At 61.0% G+C, this 14974-nt stretch carries 15 protein-coding genes; 8 read left to right on the forward strand and 7 right to left on the reverse strand.

Translation table 11 applies throughout. The annotated features are described in order from the left end of the window. Nucleotides 1-8 precede the first annotated feature (8 nt). Together KW403_RS07200 and KW403_RS07205 are read right to left on the reverse strand one after the other, a co-directional pair. Complete coding sequence (locus KW403_RS07200) at nucleotides 9-1334, reverse strand: hypothetical protein (protein WP_223022037.1); 1326 nt, start codon at nucleotides 1332-1334, stop codon at nucleotides 9-11. A 382-nt stretch (nucleotides 1335-1716) separates the two neighbouring features. Beyond that, complete coding sequence (locus KW403_RS07205) at nucleotides 1717-2106, reverse strand: RidA family protein (RefSeq protein WP_223022038.1); 390 nt, start codon at nucleotides 2104-2106, stop codon at nucleotides 1717-1719. An 83-nt stretch (nucleotides 2107-2189) separates the two neighbouring features. Here KW403_RS07205 and KW403_RS07210 point away from each other — a divergent pair, with 83 nt between their 5' ends. From KW403_RS07210 to KW403_RS07245, 8 genes are all read left to right on the forward strand, one after another. Beyond that, entirely contained in the window at nucleotides 2190-3020 is an 831-nt protein-coding gene (locus KW403_RS07210; RefSeq protein ID WP_223022039.1) for an ABC transporter ATP-binding protein, read from the forward strand. Next, nucleotides 3017-3745, forward strand: coding sequence for an ABC transporter ATP-binding protein (locus KW403_RS07215; RefSeq protein WP_223022040.1), 729 nt, complete (start codon nucleotides 3017-3019; stop codon nucleotides 3743-3745). The genes KW403_RS07210 and KW403_RS07215 overlap by 4 nt, the downstream gene beginning before the upstream one ends. After that, nucleotides 3745-4653, forward strand: coding sequence for a branched-chain amino acid ABC transporter permease (locus KW403_RS07220; RefSeq protein ID WP_246637916.1), 909 nt, complete (start codon nucleotides 3745-3747; stop codon nucleotides 4651-4653). Before KW403_RS07215 ends, KW403_RS07220 begins: the two co-directional genes overlap by 1 nt. Continuing rightward, on the forward strand, nucleotides 4650-5594 hold the full coding sequence (locus KW403_RS07225) for a branched-chain amino acid ABC transporter permease (RefSeq protein ID WP_223022041.1): 945 nt from the start codon (nucleotides 4650-4652) through the stop codon (nucleotides 5592-5594). Before KW403_RS07220 ends, KW403_RS07225 begins: the two co-directional genes overlap by 4 nt. Before the next feature lie 4 nt (nucleotides 5595-5598). Then, complete coding sequence (locus tag KW403_RS07230) at nucleotides 5599-6903, forward strand: NAD(P)/FAD-dependent oxidoreductase (protein WP_223022042.1); 1305 nt, start codon at nucleotides 5599-5601, stop codon at nucleotides 6901-6903. A 28-nt stretch (nucleotides 6904-6931) separates the two neighbouring features. Further along, nucleotides 6932-8194, forward strand: coding sequence for an ABC transporter substrate-binding protein (locus KW403_RS07235; protein WP_223022043.1), 1263 nt, complete (start codon nucleotides 6932-6934; stop codon nucleotides 8192-8194). A 75-nt stretch (nucleotides 8195-8269) separates the two neighbouring features. Next, nucleotides 8270-9439 carry a pyridoxal phosphate-dependent aminotransferase gene (locus KW403_RS07240; RefSeq protein WP_223022044.1) on the forward strand — a complete coding sequence of 390 codons (1170 nt, stop codon included), beginning with the start codon at nucleotides 8270-8272 and terminating at the stop codon, nucleotides 9437-9439. 81 nt (nucleotides 9440-9520) lie between these two features. Continuing rightward, complete coding sequence (locus KW403_RS07245) at nucleotides 9521-10228, forward strand: GntR family transcriptional regulator (RefSeq protein ID WP_223022045.1); 708 nt, start codon at nucleotides 9521-9523, stop codon at nucleotides 10226-10228. Nucleotides 10229-10237: 9 nt separating this feature from the next. On the opposite strand, the gene KW403_RS07250 is transcribed toward KW403_RS07245, so the two are convergent. Genes KW403_RS07250 through KW403_RS07270 form a run of 5 tightly spaced genes read right to left on the reverse strand, consistent with a single transcriptional unit; the run spans nucleotide 10238 to nucleotide 14613 of the window. Then, nucleotides 10238-10675, reverse strand: a complete 438-nt coding sequence (locus KW403_RS07250; protein ID WP_223022046.1) for an SRPBCC family protein — start codon at nucleotides 10673-10675, stop codon at nucleotides 10238-10240. Then, on the reverse strand, nucleotides 10672-11826 hold the full coding sequence (locus KW403_RS07255) for an aminotransferase class V-fold PLP-dependent enzyme (RefSeq protein WP_223022047.1): 1155 nt from the start codon (nucleotides 11824-11826) through the stop codon (nucleotides 10672-10674). The genes KW403_RS07250 and KW403_RS07255 overlap by 4 nt, the downstream gene beginning before the upstream one ends. Nucleotides 11827-11837: 11 nt before the next feature. Then, nucleotides 11838-13130 (reverse strand): TRAP transporter large permease, encoded by a 1293-nt coding sequence (locus KW403_RS07260; protein WP_223022048.1) that lies wholly within the window; start codon nucleotides 13128-13130, stop codon nucleotides 11838-11840. Beyond that, nucleotides 13127-13567, reverse strand: a complete 441-nt coding sequence (locus KW403_RS07265; RefSeq protein ID WP_223022049.1) for a TRAP transporter small permease — start codon at nucleotides 13565-13567, stop codon at nucleotides 13127-13129. Before KW403_RS07265 ends, KW403_RS07260 begins: the two co-directional genes overlap by 4 nt. 44 nt (nucleotides 13568-13611) lie before the next feature. Next, entirely contained in the window at nucleotides 13612-14613 is a 1002-nt protein-coding gene (locus KW403_RS07270; RefSeq protein ID WP_223022050.1) for a TRAP transporter substrate-binding protein, read from the reverse strand. Between the last annotated feature and the right edge of the window lie 361 nt (nucleotides 14614-14974).

Here is a 14974-nt window from a genome sequence, read left to right on the forward strand (position 1 = left end):
GGCCGCGGTCAATTGACTGGCGCCGATATCGAGAAGCTGTCGAATTGTGCGACCGATTCCCCGTTTCGGGCGCGCTGAAGCTGACCCAACATGAATGCCGGGCTACCGGCGCTGGTTGTGCGGGCGACCTCGCGTGTCTTGAAACTCACGGGTCCGCCCGGATTGTCACCGAATGCCGGCAGATCGATTTCGGCTGTCGCGAAATAGTGCAGCCCCCGCCGGGAAAGGGTCAGGGAGAAACCGCTCTCGTTGAGACGCTGCAGTATGGCGTCGCCGATGTCCCGGTTGCCGGCACTGCAGTAGTCGGAGAGAATGGGGCCCTTGTCGAAAAGATTATCGTAAAACTCACTAGTCAGGGGTTCCTCGACCCCCGCGACATGCTGCCGATTGACGATTCTCAAGGTCAGGTAGGGACCGCACCCACTCGTATAGACGTGGAGAGTACCTGCAAGGAAGCTGGTGGAATCTTCATAAAGACCCAACCAGACGCCCTCCCTCCCCGTCTTGGCTTCGAGAAGGCCTTTCAAGGACATATCAAAGTCCCCTTCCGGCACCTTGCCCAGCCGGAAGATGTTTTCGCTCTTCGCGTTGCGGAAACTGTCGTCGCCACCCGTGGCGATCTGATAGACGACCCCATTTTCCAACACGAACTTGTCGGGGGCTTCCCCGATGACACTCCAGTGTGGCCCCAGCGTTTTTCCGTCGAACTCATCCTGAAACGGGAGGTCCAGCGTTGTGTCGGGACCTGGAGAAGCGCCTGCTCCGCTGGCGTTTTCATCCGCCGCCGCAAGAGCTTTCTGTTGTTCTTCGCTCGGAGACTGCTTGCCCGAGGGTGCGCGCGCGGCGCTCCCGCCACCCTTGCCAAGAGACCAACCGTCCCCCCAGATCCGAACGATCAGCGGATGACCGCTCGTGCTTGCAAGCGCAAACGAAACCAATCGGACTTTGCCACCAGACTCGACCGCTGCCTCCACAACGGTTCCCTCTGCTGACTGATCCGTCGCCATCCGCAGTTCATAGTTCTCGACAGTGCCGTCCTGCGTCCCGACCAGAGGACGAAGTCCTTCGCTTCCCGTCGCAATCTCCTCAATGAGTCCCGGTGCCAGAAAAGCGCGGAAGGATGTCATGACTTGCTTTCCCACCTCGAGCCCCGCGCCTTGCTGCTCAAGCATGGAATTGATGGTGTAGAGAGACAGAACCACACTTCTGGCGGCAATTTCGTCTGAGGCTTTGCCTTGCGCACTCGCCCCCACCATCGACACCACAACAAGCACCACGCTCGTCACCAGTGAGAAAATCAGGCAGGTCGCCCTGCGTACAAACTGCCGGATCATCTAGCGTCTTCTCCATCCATCGCATCCGTCGGTAACTGGCAGATACATTGCCTCGCCGCGGCTGCCGTCCCTCATTTGGGGGAGGTTTCTTCGACGGATGGTTTTCAAGAGACCTTGAGAGGAATCAGGCTGATGGCCCTGCCACGTTCCCACGATTTCACCGCTGGATGAAGAACGCGACTTCGTTTGCCGAAGAGGAAAGATGGATTTCTTACACAGGCACCGAAGGCGCGTGCGTGTCGCGAGGCGATACAGTGCTCGAATACAGGCAAACACGCCTCGGCAGGGTCGGTCGCCGGACATCCTGCCCCGCCTGTGACGGGCGCAAGCAGTCGCGAAGACTTTGCCGACCGCGCTCTTTCTCGAGACGGGCGGCAAAAACTCACTGTTTCAGGGCAGTCACTTCCAATTCCACCTTCATCACTTCCTCGGCAAAACCGCAAATGATGGTTGTATTGGTGGGGCGTGGATCAGAGAACGTTTTTCCGAGCACTTTCGAGACTGGCACCACATCCTCGCGATTGGCCAGATAAACCCGGACACGAACAATGTCCGAGATGGACGCACCGGCTTTTTCAAGCGTCGCTTCGATGGTGCGCAATGCCTGCCTGGCCTGCTCAGCCGCAACATCGGAGATCGAGCCATCCTCGAAATTGAAGCCCGCCGTGCCGGAAACAAATATCCAGTTTCCCTCGATCACCGCACGGGAATAGCCGGCCAGTTCCTCGAAGCGGGAGCCGGAGTTGATCGTCCACCTTTTCGTGTCGCTCATAAATTTTAACCTCGAAATGTCTTGACGTGATCACGTGATCACAAATAGGCTCCTAGGTCAAGAAGCAACAAAAAGGGGAACCCATGAGCGAAAGCCTACCCCCAGGGGATAGCGCGACCGGACCGTCGATCCGTTCTGAGGGCGCACGACGTGGCCGGCTGGAAGCGGCCGGCGTGGTGAAGACATTCGGCGCGAACCGCGCGGTCGACGGTGTTAGCTTCACCGCCGAGGCCGGTCGCATCACCGGTCTCATCGGACCGAACGGAGCAGGCAAGACAACGCTGTTCAACGCCATTGCCGGCGAATATGCGCTGGATGGCGGCTCCGTACAGCTTGATGGCACAGAGATTGGCTCGCTTCCGCCCTACCGCGTGTTCTCGCACGGGCTCGCCCGCACCTTTCAGATCCCGCGTCCCTTTGCCGGCATGACGGTGCTGGAAAACGTGATGTTCGTGCCCGAGCGCCAGGCCGGCGAGCGTTTCTGGAACAGCTGGATTCGCCCCGGCACCGTGGCACGCGAGGAACGGCAGAACCGGGAGCGTGCCCGCGAAATCATTGAATTCTGCGGTCTCTCCCCTGTGGAGCGGCAATTGGCGGGCTCCATCTCCGGTGGACAGCAAAAGCTGGTGGAGCTTGCACGCGCTCTGATGGCGGACCCGAAAGTGCTCCTGCTCGACGAGCCGGGCGCGGGCGTGAACCCCGCTTTGCTCGACACAATCGTCGACCGCATCGTCGAACTGAACAAGCGCGGTCTCACCTTCCTCATCATCGAGCACAATATGGATTTCATCATGTCGCTCTGCGACCACATCGTGGTCATGGCCACGGGCCGGGTGATCGCCGAAGGCACACCGAAAGAAGTGATCGCGCAGCCGCAGGTGATCGAGGCCTATCTCGGCGGAGCCGTGGCATGAGCGCGCTCCTCGACGTCAGGGACGTGGTCGCTGGCTACAAGCCGGACCTGCCGATCATTCACGGGCTTTCGCTCACCGTCGCGCCGCAGGAAATGGTCACCATCATCGGGCCGAACGGTGCTGGCAAGTCCACCCTCATCAAGGCGCTGGCTGGTGTGTTGACGGTCTCGTCCGGCACGGTGCGACTCGATGGCCGCGACATCACCAACCTGCCGACCCACCGCATGGCGGAGGCCTCCATGGCCTATGTGCCGCAGGTGGCCAATGTCTTCACCACGCTCACCATCAACGAAAATCTGCTGGTCGGCGCTTCCGCCCTGTCAAAGGCGGAGGCCAAGACCCGCATCGAACGCGGCTATGAAGCCTTCCCGGATCTGAAGCGCTATCGCGACAAGAAGGCCGGTGTGCTCTCCGGTGGCCAGCGGCAGATGCTGGCAGTCGCCCGTGCGCTTCTTACAGGACCTCGCCTTTTGATGCTCGATGAGCCAAGCGCTGGCCTTTCGCCGCTCATGGTGAGCGAGGTTTTTGAGCGGCTGAAAGCGCTGGTCGAAGACGGCGTGGCGATCCTGATGGTCGAGCAGAATGCCAAGGCGGCGCTCGCCATCTCCCACCGCACCTATGTCTTCGCCGAGGGGCGCAATCGTATCGACGGACCATCCGCCGCACTGGCCGAGGATCCCGAAGTGACTTCCATCTATCTGGGCGCCGGGGGGCGCAAACGCTGATGCTGCAAGCCATTGCCGACGGCATATTGAGCGGGTCCATCATCGCGCTTGGCGCGATCGGGCTCACCTTGACCATGGGGATATTGCGCTTTGCCAATTTCGCCCATGCCGAACTCGTCACCTGGGGCGCTTACATGGCGCTGGGCGTTCTCTCGCTCACCGGGGCCTTCATGGGGCCGCTTGCGCCCTTCTCCTTCGGTGTGCCGCTTCTCATGGCAACGCTGGTCGCCATGGTGGCAACGGCGCTTCTGGCGCTCGCCATCGACTGGCTGGTCTACCACCCCCTGCGTGGCCGGGCCAACCATCTGACGCTGGTATTCGGCTCCTTCGGCGTGTCGCTTCTGGTGCGCATGGTTATCCTGCTGCTTTTTGGCGGCGCGGCGCAGTATTATTCCAACACGCTGCAGATCGCCATGAAGGTCGCGCCGGGTCTGCGCATCATGCCCGACCAGATCTTCACTCTTGGCCTGACGGCGGTGATCGTCGTGGCGCTGCATCTCTTCCTGCAGAAGACACGGCTTGGCCTCTCGATGCGCGCGCTTGCCGAAAACCCGGAGCTTGCCCGCGTCAATGGCATCGACACGCGTCATGTGGTGCGCTGGACCTGGATCATCGGCGCCTCCCTCGCATCCATTGCCGGCGTGCTTTACGGCCTCACCGTGCAGCTTCGGCCCGAGATCGGCTTCCATCTTCTTTTGCCGCTCTTTGCTGCGGCGATCCTTGGCGGTGTCGGCAATGTCTTCGGCGCGGTAATCGGCGGGCTGATCGTCGGCCTTGCCGAATCCATATCCGTCCTCTTCATTCCCGCAGGATACAAGCTGGCCGTGCCCTTCATGATCCTGCTTCTCGTTCTCTACATCAGGCCCACCGGCATCTTCGCCGGCACGGTCGGGGGAGGCAAATCATGACCGGCTTTGCTGCCTATCTCGTCTTCTTCCTCATTGTTGCGCTCACCTATTCCATCGTGGTGATGGGGCTCAACATCCAGTGGGGCTATACGGGCCTGTTCAACGCCGGCGTGGTGGGCTTCTTCGCCATCGGCGCCTACGGCACGGCAATCCTCGTCGGCCCAGATCGCGCCCATCTCATTGGCGGGTTCGGCCTGCCGTTCCCGATTGCCGTTCTTGGCGGCATGGCGCTCTGCGCGCTCGCGGCGCTGATCGTCGGGCTCGCCACGCTGCGCTTGCGCGAGGAGTATCTCGCCATCGCCACTTTCGGCATCGCCATCTCGATCCAGCTCGTCGCGCTCAACTTCGAGAGCCTGACGGGCGGGGCGCAAGGGCTCGTCGGCCTGCCGCGTCCACTCTTTGGCCTGTTCGATAGCCCCGCAAGCTACAACCTTTTCTATCTGGGAGTCGTCGCCGTTATGGCCGGTCTCGTATACTGGGCACTGGAAACGGCGGTGCGCTCGCCCTGGGGCCGGCTTCTCAAAGCCGTGCGCGAGGATGAAACGGCTGCCCGCTCTCTGGGACGCAACCCTGCACGAGTGCGGCTGGAAGTCTTCGTGCTTGGCTGCGTTCTGATGGGCCTTGCCGGAGGTCTCTATGTCGGCTTCATTGGCTATGTCAGCCCGCTCGATTTCCTGCCAATCCTCACCTTCCAGATCTGGGCCATGCTCATCGTGGGCGGCAGCGGCAACAATCGCGGCGCGATTGTCGGCGCGGTGGGCGTGTGGGCGCTGTGGGCCATGAGCGGGCTCGCCATCAGCCGTCTGCTGCCCGTCGCCTATCAATCGCAGGGCGGGGCAATCCAGGTGATCCTGATCGGCCTCCTGATCGTGCTGACGCTGATCTTCCGCCCACGCGGGCTGATCGGCGAAGCCGAATCCGTGTCGAAACACGCGGACTAAGCCGATGAGAATCGCTCACCCCGACACTTTGTGGCGCAACACAGCCGGACCCAAGCCGGTTTTCCCGGCTGCCACAGGTGCGCGCAGGGCAGATGTTGCCGTGATCGGCGGTGGCATTGCCGGCCTGACAACGGCAATGCGGCTTGCAGAGCGCGGGGTGAGCACCGTTCTCCTCGAAGCCGAGCAAATCGGCTTCGGTGCCAGCGGGCGCAATGCGGGTTTCGTGGTGCCCAATTTCTCCAAGGCCGACCCCGAAACGGTGGTTCGACGCCTCGGTGATGAGAAAGGCAGGGCCCTGCTGGATCTCGTCGGCAAGGGTGGCGAGCGCGTCTTCTCCCTGGCAAACGCCATGGGGCTTGGCAAACAGGCAGAGCAGACCGGCTGGCTGCAACCGGCGCATTCAGAAGCAGCAGCAAAAGATTTGCAAAAGCGGGTTGCCGCCTGGCAGGCGCTTGGCCGCCCTGTCACATGGCTGAACGCCGAAGAAACAGCCGCCCGCACCGGCATGTCGATCTACCACGGCGCGTTGCATGACGCGTCCGGCGGCGTGATCAATCCGTTGGCCTATGTTCATGGTCTCGCCCATCTGGCCAGCACCGCCGGCGCAACCATCGTGGAAACGGCACCAGTGACCGGCATAACCGAGCGCGATGGTGGATGGGTTGTGCAAACACCCCATCTGGAGATCGCTGCCCGGCGGGTGGTCTTGTGTACCAATGCCTCGGAGAAAGGCATCGCCCCGCGCCTCGGACATGCCGTCCTCCCGCTCACCGTGTTCCAGATGGCGACCGAGCCCTTGCCGGATGATGCCGTCCGACGCTTTTCACCGAACCGCGAACCCGTTTCAGACACCCGTGCCAATATCTTCACCTACAGGCTCGATGCCGCCAACCGGCTGATCTCGGGAGGCATGGCGCTCAGCCCCTTTACCGGCGAGCGCCGCATGGGTGAGAAGATCCTCGACCGCCTGGTGAGCGAATTGGGGCTCGACCATCGACCCCTGCTCGCCCATGCCTGGCGGGGCACGGCAGCGGTCACCACCGATTTTCTGCCGCATCTCTACCGGCTTGGACCAGGTTTCATCGGAGCGATCGGCTGCAATGGCCGCGGTGTCGCCTTCACCACCATGCTGGGAGATGTGCTCGCTGACACCGCCACCGGCAAGGATCTCGACACTCTGCCCGTGCCACTCGCTCCGGCGCGCCCACTACCCTTCCGCCGCCTCGCCGGCCTTGCCCCGCGCTTTTATCTCGCGAAGGGCATTTTGAACGACCGACGGACGACGAAAAGCGGCCCAAAGATCAAGTGACAACCAAAATGAAGAAAGGGGAACTGACATGAAATCAATAATCGCTTCCGGCCTGATGGGGGCCGGGCTAATCCTCGCGGGAGCAGGAACGGCACAGGCGCAGGATTGCAAGATCGCCGTCGGCTCGGTGCTCTCCATCACCGGTTCCATGGCGGCCATCGGTTCGGCCATCGGCGATGCCGGCAAGCTCGCCATCGACCATTTCAACGAGGCCGGCGGTGTGAATGGCTGCGAGGTCAACTACATCCTTCGCGATGACCAGGGCTCGCCCAATGTCGGTGTCGATGCCGCCAAGACCCTCGTCGAGATCGAGAAGGTGCCGGTGCTGCTGGGCGCCATCCAGTCCGGCGTCTCGCTGCCGATCCTCACCTCTGTCACGGTGCCGGCCAAGGTCACCCAAATTTCCTGCTGCTCCAGCGCGCCAAGCTTTACCGAACTCGCCAAGGAAGGCGGGACAGAAGGCTATTGGTTCCGCACCCTGCCGACCGATCGCCCGCAGGCGGCCGTGCTTGCCACCATCGCTGCCGATAAGGGCTACAAGAAGATCGCCGTCATTCACGTCAATTCGGACTATGGCGTCAGCCTAGCCTCCCGTTTCAGAGACGATGCCGAGAAGCTGGGCATCGAGATAACTGGCGTCACGCCCTACAATCAGGAACAGGCCTCCTATCGCGCCGAGGTGAATGCTGCACTTCAGGCCGAGCCCGATGCTCTTTTTCTCGTCGCCTTCCCGGCAGACGGTGCCACCGTTGCCCGTGAATGGATTTCATTTGGCGGCAGCCAGAACCTGATCTTGAGCAATGCGCTTCGCGCGGATGAATTCGTGGAGTCGGTCGGTGCCCAGTATCTGGAAAACGCCTATGGCATCGACAACGCACAGGTCGAGGGTGACTCGGTGGAGGCCTTCGATGCAAGTTGGAAAGAAGCGAAGGGCTCCGATCCCAACGGCCCCGGTCTCCATGTCATGTACGACGCAGCCGCTGTCGCTCTGCTTGCGATGGAACAGGCGGGTGAAGCCAATGGAACTGCCATTCGCGACAACATCCGCAAGGTGACCGGCGGCGAGGGCGAGGCGATTTATCCCGGCGTAGAGGGCTTCAAGAAGGCCAAGGCCCTGATCGCTGAAGGCAAGCCCATTCGCTATGTCGGCGCGACCGGCCCCATCACCTTCGATGAAAATGGCGATGTGACAGGCCCGTACCTCATCTACGGCGTCAAGGATGGCGAGCTGGCAACACTCGACCGTTGGGACAAGGCCCGCGTCGAGGCCGCTCTCGAAAAACTGCAATAGCAGGCAAGGGCTGGCCGCTCCTGAAACTCGGCCAGCCCCTTTGTTTCAAAGCCCCAATCACAGGACAGAAATTCCATGCCGAGTTTCGCGAAACGCATCACCCACACGTCCAAGAAGAGCTACGGCATGGTTGCCAAGGCAGCCGCGCTCCCCACCGAGGGGCGGGACATCATTCATCTCGAACTCGGCCAGCCCATTCACGATACGCCGCATCACATCAAGGAAGCCGCCATTCAGGCGCTTAAGGATGGGCATGTTCACTACAGTGATTTGCAGGGCATCCTGCCGCTGCGCGAAGCCATGGCGGAGAAGGTCCGGAGCTACAATGGCATCGATGTCTCACCGTCTGAGATTGTCGTTACCAACGGACTGACCCAGGCCTCCTTCGCGGCCTTCTTGGCGCTGCTCGACCACGATCAGGAATGCATTCTTCTCGAACCCTATTACCCGCAGCATGTCGGCAAGATCGAAATGGCGGGCGGCAAGCCGGTGATGGCCCCGCTCGACCGGGAAAACGGTTTTGCCATAAGGCGCGACCTGATCGAGAAGCACATCACGCCGAAGACGCGCATGATCGCCATCGTCAACCCATGCAACCCGACCGGCCGTGTCTACACGCGCGAGGAGTTGCAAGTGGTGGCCGACCTTGCCATCGAGCATGATCTCTGGGTGATTGCCGATGAAGTCTATGAGCAGATCATTTTCGACAATGCAGAACATGTCAGCATCGCTTCGCTGCCGGGCATGAAGGAGCGGACCGTCACCATGTTCGCCTTCACGAAGGCCTATGCAATGGATGGATGGCGGCTCGGCTATATCGCCGCCGATGAAAGCATGATCCCCGCACTGATGAAAATCACCACCACGGAGGTGACCCACGTCAACACGTTTGTTCAGTATGCAGCGATAGCCGCGCTTCAGGGGCCGGCCTCCGCGCTTCAGGACATGGTCGATGACGACTGTCAAAAGCGCGATATGGTGGTCAGTCGCCTGAACCAGATGCCCGGCGTGACATGCGCCCGTCCCGAGGGCACGATCTATGCCTTTCCCGACATCAGCGCGACAGGTCTCACCGCACAGGCCGCCGCCGATGCCATTCTGGAAAAGGTCGACGTGGTCGTCGAGGCAGGCAGTTTTTATGGCGCTGCTGGCGAGCACCATCTGCGCGTGTGCTTTGGCTCACAAAGCCACGCCCGTCTCGAAGAAGCCATGGATCGCCTTGGCCGGTTCTTCAACGATCTGTAGAGCCAAACGTGTCGCAGATATGGACCCTCGCTCACTGTGCGGGTATCAAGGGGTCGTGCGGCACAATACGAGGAAACGGCGATGAGCGAATTGCAACTGGGGGAAGGCCTGCAGCCTGTCTCCACTCGGATCACCATCGGTGACGGGGTCTACCATCAGTTGCGCAATGCGTTGATCGTCGGCCGGTTTGATCCCGGCCAGGTCATGACGATCAAGGCCCTCGCCGCGACTTTCGGGACAAGCCCCATGCCGGTGCGTGAAGCTCTGCGGCGGCTCGGTGCGGAAAACGCGCTGGAGATCGCGGCCAATGGCTCTGCCCATGTGCCGCCGGTTTCCGCCCAAAGGCTGGATGACATCTGCCAGGCGCGGGTGGCGCTGGAAGGGCTGGCGACAGAGCAGGCCGCCCATCGAATTACCGATGTAGAAGTTTCCAATCTGGAACAGCTTGTCGAGGCGCATGAGTCCATTCACGACGCCGGCGAAGTCTATGAAATGCTTCTCAAGAACCGTGATTTCCATTTCGCCATCTATGCCGCGTCGCGCTCCGATGTGCTGATGCAGCTGATCGATTCCTTATGGCTGCGTTACGGGCCCTATATGCGGATGCTGTCCTCCTATATCGCGCCGAGGCTCGGCACCGGCCTGCACGAGCCGTTCTCGAAACATCATCACGCCATTGTTGCAGCGCTCAAGGAGCGCAATGCGCAAGAAGCCCGCACCCACATGATCGCCGACATCACCGGCACGCAGTCCCTCTTGCGCAAATTGTGCGAGGGCGAAGCGGCATAAACCTGCGGATCAGCCGAAATGCTGTTCGCACTGGCTCTTGATGAGCAGGATCTCCGCTTCATGGGCCCGGCAAAGCCTCTCCCATCGCGCCTCGTCCATTCCAGCTGAACGCCACGCATCAAGCGTCAGATAGCAGGTGCCTTCTTCAAGGCCGCAGACCTCTGATGAGATGATGCGCGCCGAGATGCGCGGCTGGCGCTGTTTGAGATCCCCCAGCCGGTAATCCACGATCAGCCTCTTTTCATCGGCATCGATCTCGAAGAAGCCGGTGCCGCCGTCAAACAGCGATGTGCCGCTATAGACCCCTTCCACTTCGCTCGGCTTGGTATCCATGCAGCCAAGCGACCAGCGCCCCAGAAGCAGCGGGTCTTTCATGAAGGCGAAGGCTTGTTCTGCCGGCACCTCGATCAGGGCCGTGACGGAATGGCCAAGGGCAGCGCTTTTCATCGCCCAAGCCCTTCCGTATCGCGCAAATGCCGGAACAGCGCGTCGATCCCTTCCGGTGTTGTGACGATACCCGGCGAAAGCCGCATGATCGGCCCGCGGCAATCGGTGAAGACGCCGATCGTGCGCAGCCGGTCGATCAGCCCAGCGCCATCGATAGTCTCCGGCAGGCGAACCATCAGGCTGCCGCCGCGCCTGTCATCCTCGCGCGGGGTCACCAGATCGAGCCCCAGCTTGTCGGTTTCCGCAATTATCATTGCGCCAAGTTTGCGGTTCTGGGCAAGCAGTGCCGTCTGGTCCTGCCCTGCATGCCATTCCAACGCGGGCACGGACCCTGCGCAGGCGAGAACCGATGGCGTGCCATGGTCGAAGCGCCGCGCATCGCTCGCATACTGAAACGCATCAAGATCCCAGGAGAAAATGTTTTCCTGGCTGAACCAGCCGCGCAGCTCCGGACTGCACGCGGCAATCAGTTCTGGCTGCATGTGTAATATGCCCGCTCCTGGCGTGCCGCACAGCCATTTGAGCGTGGTGGAAACGGTGAAATCCGCGTACGTCTCCTTCACGGAGTAAGGAACAAGCCCCGCACCCTGCGTGATGTCGACGCCCACCAGACTGCCCATCTTGCGCCCATGGGCGATGAGCCGCGCGACATCGCTGCGATGGGAAGAGGTGGAGGTGACGAAGGTCAAAAGCGCAACGCCGACGCTCTCGTCCCATGCTTCGAGCATGTCCTCGTCGCGCACCCAGCTTTCGCCCACGCGCAACGGCACGGTCTTCAGCGTGAAGCCAAGGCGCGGCGCAAGCCCGGCAAGGAGGAAATGCAGGCTTGGGAAACAGTCGCCGGCCACCAGCAGCGTTTTGCCCTTCAGGCGCTTCTCCGGCAGGCTGCCGACAACGCTGTAAAGCGCGGTGGTCACATTCTCCGCCGATGTCAGCGTGCCGGGTTCGGCATCGATCAGGTCGCGCCACAGATCGATGAAGCGGGCGCGCAGGGTGAGCGCCTGCATCCACTGCCCGTCATCCAGAGCCGCCCAGAGGTGTGAGAAATCGGCAAAGGCTTTTGCCATCGCCTCTCTCTTGCCCGGATACATGCCGATGGAGTGATAGAGCAGATAGCCCGACCCATCCGTGGGAAGCGGTGTCGCAGTCATGAAACCATCCTTCAAAAGCCGAGAATGCGCGGCAGCCACAGGCTGAGCCCGGGAAAGGCCACGATGATCGTCAGCGCAATGAGATTGACAAGGAGAAAGGGAGCCGTGGCCCGCAGCAGTGCCGCAAAGCCGCAATTGGCAATGCGTTCGGCTGCAAAGAGGCACACGCCAAGCGGCGGCGTTAAAAGCCCGATATTGAGATTGAGGATCGCGACGACGCCGAAATGCAACGGGTCGATGCCCGCGTGGACGGCCGCCGCCGAAAGCAGCGGCCCGAACAGGATGATCACGGTGGTCGGATCGATGAACATGCCAAGCACGAGCAGGATGAGGTTGAACACCAGCATCGTGCCGATCAGGCCGAGATCCCAGGTCGAGATCATCTCACCCACCATGCGCGGAACATTCTCCATGCCCATCACCCAGGAAAAGGCAGCACCGCAGCCAACAATGATGAGAAGCTGACCGGAAAAGAGCGCTGAGCGGTTGAACACAGCAGCCAGCGAAGAGAATGTCACGCTGCGATAGAGCACCAGCGAGACCACCAGAGCATAGACTGCCGCCACGCCGCCGGCTTCCGTGGGCGTCATGATGCCGCCAAGCATGCCGGCAAGGATGATCACCGGGATCATCAGCGGCACGATGGCATGGCCCGTGGCCGAGGCGACGGCCGCCGGCTTCCGATCCATCTCGATGCGCTGAAAATTGTTGAGCCTCGCCTGAATGGCAACAAGGATCATCTGCGCCAGGCCGATCAGCAGGCCGGGAATGAGCGTGGCCGCCATGAGCGCACCAATGGACACGCCCGTCATCGACCCATAGATCACCGCCACCAGCGAGGGAGGCACCATGGGGCCGATTATCGACGATGAGGCGGTAACGGCCGCTGCATAGGCGCTGGAATAGCCCTGTTTCACCATGGCGGGAATGAAGACGCGCCCCAGCGAGGCAATATCGCCTAGCGCCACGCCGGTGATGCCGGCAAACAGGATCGATGCACCGATATTCACCTGCGCCAGCCCGCCGCGCATCCAGCCAAACAGCACATTGGCGAAATGGATCAGCCGGTCGGTGATCTTGCCCTCATTGACGAGTTCACCGGCAAGGATGAACAGCGGAATCGCCATCAGCACGAAGGAATCCATGCCCTGATAAAGCCGCTCCGGCACGATGGGCAAAAAAGCCCATTGGCCGGTAAAGGCCATCCACGCGATCACCGCCGCGATCATGCCCCAGGCAATGGGAAGCCCTGCAATGATCAACCCTAGAAAGGTGACAAGAAGAACGGAGAGAGAGGCGCTCATGAAGGGCTGAGGCGCTCCTTGAGGCGCAGAAAAGCAAAGAGTGCCGCAAAGACGAAACTCACCGGCACCGCCAGATAGGGATAGGAAAGCGGCAGGCGCAGCCCTTCGCTGGTCTGGCCGGCGGCAAACATCAGCATGTCCACGCCATACCAGATGAGCACCAGAAAAGCGGTGAGCGAAACAAGATCGAGTACCGCCTCGAGCACCAGATTGAGGCGCGGCGCGACACTTGCCAACAACCCCGGCACGAAGTCGATGCGGACATGGCTTGCCTCGCGCACACCCACGGCAGCGGCCAGTAGCGCCATCCAGATCATGGCGTAACGCGCCACTTCCTCGGTAAAGATCGGAACCGAACCGATGCCGTAGCGCGCCACCACCTGGAAGGTGACAAGCAGCGTCAGGCCGGCAAGGCAGAGCGCGGCGACGACGCGCAACGCCGTCTCCACACCCCTGACCAGTCTTGAGGCGAGCCCCAATCTCACTGGCTTGCGGCAGCCTTGACGGCAGCTTCCGCAGCGTTGATCAGGTCTGGATTGTCAACATTCTCTTCGAGCCATGCCCGTGCCGGCGGCTGCATGACACCCTTGAAGGCCGCACTTGCCTCATCGTCGAGTTCGATGATCTCCACACCCTGCTCCCTGGCAAAGGCGATGGCATTGGCCTCGATCTCACGCGACTTCTGGCGATTGAAGGCAATGGCCTTTTCCGCCGCATCGGTGATCACCTTCTGCTTGTCCTCAGAAAGACCGGAGAAGAAGGCATCGTTCATGCCGAGCGGCCCAAAAGCATAAGTGTGTGCGGTCAGCGCGAGATGGGACTGGACCTCATAGAGCTTGACGAGATTGAATACCGAAACGGAATTGTCCTGCCCATCGACAACGCCGGTTTTGAGCGAGGTGTAAAGCTCGCCAAAAGCAATGGGGGCCGCCGATCCGCCGAGCGCTTCCACCGGAATGGTGGCAAGCGGGCCGAGCACCCGCATTTTCAGCCCCTTCATGTCATCGGGGCCATTGATCGCGCGGCTTGCGCTGAAATGCTTGAAACCGCCCGATTCCCACCAGCCGAGCACGCGCACGCCGGTTTTCTCGCGGATGGATTCGGCAAGGTCATCGCCAAAGGGCCCATCGAACACGGCCCACGCCGTCTCCTCATCGGGAAACAGGTAAGGCATGTTGAGGATCTGAACATCGCTGTGAACCGTCGCGAAATTGCCGTCTGCCGCATCGCTCATCTGGATGACTCCGCGCCGCATCTGGGCAAGCCGCTCATTGGGCGCGCCCAGTGCACCGGCATAGACCAGGTCGACCGTCATGTCGGAATTGGCTTCCACCTCGGTCTTGAAGGTCTCGTACATGCCGTTAACGAAATCGAACCCGGGCAGATCCTGCGGCAGCGAAAGGCCGACCTTGATCTCCTGAGCCTGCGCGCTGCCAAGCGCGGAAAAGCCGACGAGCGCTAAAGTTGCGATGAGCTTTTTCAAAATTTTCTCCCTGATTGTCGCGATCAGCGTTGATCTCAACGAGTGCAGAGTTTCGATGGATTCATCATAGGCGGATGACCAACGGGCCCGTAAGCCGGCTTTTTGTCAACGTGACCATGACGAGCGCACTTCACTACATCTCGGCGAAGAGTTCCCTACATTCGATGATCATATGATCACAGAACAAACTATCGATCAACAATGTCTTTCAAACTTGAAATACTGCGGTTCGCCTGACGCACCAACACTGCACGTCCCACCCTCAGGGCTTGCGCACCCGGCGGCAAGTCGTTGGAACCGATGTATGAGAGACTTTCCTCGAGTGAGCATCCAAGCAGCTCCGTGGGAGCGAGCCCCGGGC

Source organism: Nitratireductor kimnyeongensis, assembly GCF_019891395.1.
Taxonomy (GTDB): domain Bacteria; phylum Pseudomonadota; class Alphaproteobacteria; order Rhizobiales; family Rhizobiaceae; genus Nitratireductor; species Nitratireductor kimnyeongensis.

Bases quoted from the DNA above. Each gene is read 5' to 3' on its own strand.
- KW403_RS07235 (WP_223022043.1), top strand. From the start codon at position 6,932: ATGAAATCAATAATCGCTTCCGGCCTGATGGGGGCCGGGCTAATCCTC.
- KW403_RS07210 (WP_223022039.1), top strand. From the start codon at position 2,190: ATGAGCGAAAGCCTACCCCCAGGGGATAGCGCGACCGGACCGTCGATC.
- KW403_RS07260 (WP_223022048.1), bottom strand. From the start codon at position 13,130: ATGAGCGCCTCTCTCTCCGTTCTTCTTGTCACCTTTCTAGGGTTGATC.
- KW403_RS07230 (WP_223022042.1), top strand. From the start codon at position 5,599: ATGAGAATCGCTCACCCCGACACTTTGTGGCGCAACACAGCCGGACCC.
- KW403_RS07255 (WP_223022047.1), bottom strand. From the start codon at position 11,826: ATGACTGCGACACCGCTTCCCACGGATGGGTCGGGCTATCTGCTCTAT.
- KW403_RS07250 (WP_223022046.1), bottom strand. From the start codon at position 10,675: ATGAAAAGCGCTGCCCTTGGCCATTCCGTCACGGCCCTGATCGAGGTG.
- KW403_RS07240 (WP_223022044.1), top strand. From the start codon at position 8,270: ATGCCGAGTTTCGCGAAACGCATCACCCACACGTCCAAGAAGAGCTAC.
- KW403_RS07245 (WP_223022045.1), top strand. From the start codon at position 9,521: ATGAGCGAATTGCAACTGGGGGAAGGCCTGCAGCCTGTCTCCACTCGG.
- KW403_RS07205 (WP_223022038.1), bottom strand. From the start codon at position 2,106: ATGAGCGACACGAAAAGGTGGACGATCAACTCCGGCTCCCGCTTCGAG.
- KW403_RS07215 (WP_223022040.1), top strand. From the start codon at position 3,017: ATGAGCGCGCTCCTCGACGTCAGGGACGTGGTCGCTGGCTACAAGCCG.
- KW403_RS07200 (WP_223022037.1), bottom strand. From the start codon at position 1,334: ATGATCCGGCAGTTTGTACGCAGGGCGACCTGCCTGATTTTCTCACTG.
- KW403_RS07220 (WP_246637916.1), top strand. From the start codon at position 3,745: ATGCTGCAAGCCATTGCCGACGGCATATTGAGCGGGTCCATCATCGCG.
- KW403_RS07225 (WP_223022041.1), top strand. From the start codon at position 4,650: ATGACCGGCTTTGCTGCCTATCTCGTCTTCTTCCTCATTGTTGCGCTC.